This is a genomic window from Vibrio sp. 1402 (assembly GCF_033340275.1).
Map to the genome: position 1 here is coordinate 1 of NZ_JAWOWE010000050.1, position 1,587 is coordinate 1,587.

Genomic DNA, 1,587 nt, shown 5'->3' on the forward strand with positions numbered 1-1,587 from the left:
TAAGGAGGTGATCCAGCGCCAGGTTCCCCTAGCGCTACCTTGTTACGACTTCACCCCAGTCATGAACCACAAAGTGGTAAGCGTCCCCCCGAAGGTTAAACTACCTACTTCTTTTGCAGCCCACTCCCATGGTGTGACGGGCGGTGTGTACAAGGCCCGGGAACGTATTCACCGTGGCATTCTGATCCACGATTACTAGCGATTCCGACTTCATGGAGTCGAGTTGCAGACTCCAATCCGGACTACGACGCACTTTTTGGGATTCGCTCACTTTCGCAAGTTGGCCGCCCTCTGTATGCGCCATTGTAGCACGTGTGTAGCCCTACTCGTAAGGGCCATGATGACTTGACGTCGTCCCCACCTTCCTCCGGTTTATCACCGGCAGTCTCCCTGGAGTTCCCGACATTACTCGCTGGCAAACAAGGATAAGGGTTGCGCTCGTTGCGGGACTTAACCCAACATTTCACAACACGAGCTGACGACAGCCATGCAGCACCTGTCTCAGAGTTCCCGAAGGCACCAATCCATCTCTGGAAAGTTCTCTGGATGTCAAGAGTAGGTAAGGTTCTTCGCGTTGCATCGAATTAAACCACATGCTCCACCGCTTGTGCGGGCCCCCGTCAATTCATTTGAGTTTTAATCTTGCGACCGTACTCCCCAGGCGGTCTACTTAACGCGTTAGCTCCGAAAGCCACGGCTCAAGGCCACAACCTCCAAGTAGACATCGTTTACGGCGTGGACTACCAGGGTATCTAATCCTGTTTGCTCCCCACGCTTTCGCATCTGAGTGTCAGTATCTGTCCAGGGGGCCGCCTTCGCCACCGGTATTCCTTCAGATCTCTACGCATTTCACCGCTACACCTGAAATTCTACCCCCCTCTACAGTACTCTAGTCTGCCAGTTTCAAATGCTATTCCGAGGTTGAGCCCCGGGCTTTCACATCTGACTTAACAAACCACCTGCATGCGCTTTACGCCCAGTAATTCCGATTAACGCTCGCACCCTCCGTATTACCGCGGCTGCTGGCACGGAGTTAGCCGGTGCTTCTTCTGTCGCTAACGTCAAACAACGCCGCTATTAACGACGCCGTCTTCCTCACGACTGAAAGTGCTTTACAACCCGAAGGCCTTCTTCACACACGCGGCATGGCTGCATCAGGCTTGCGCCCATTGTGCAATATTCCCCACTGCTGCCTCCCGTAGGAGTCTGGACCGTGTCTCAGTTCCAGTGTGGCTGATCATCCTCTCAGACCAGCTAGGGATCGTTGCCTTGGTGAGCCCTTACCTCACCAACTAGCTAATCCCACCTAGGCATATCCTGACGCGAGAGGCCCGAAGGTCCCCCTCTTTGGCCCGTAGGCATCATGCGGTATTAGCCATCGTTTCCAATGGTTATCCCCCACATCAGGGCAATTTCCTAGGCATTACTCACCCGTCCGCCGCTCGACGCCGTTATCGTCCCCCGAAGGTTCAGATAACTCGTTTCCGCTCGACTTGCATGTGTTAGGCCTGCCGCCAGCGTTCAATCTGAGCCATGATCAAACTCTTCAATTTAAGATTTTGTTCGGCTCAATGAATACTGAACATT

1 rRNA gene is annotated in these 1,587 nt (G+C 53.6%); it reads right to left on the reverse strand.

The features are described 5' to 3' along the window. Positions 1–1,553, reverse strand: a 16S ribosomal RNA gene (locus R7044_RS24020). Positions 1,554–1,587: the final 34 nt, after the last annotated feature.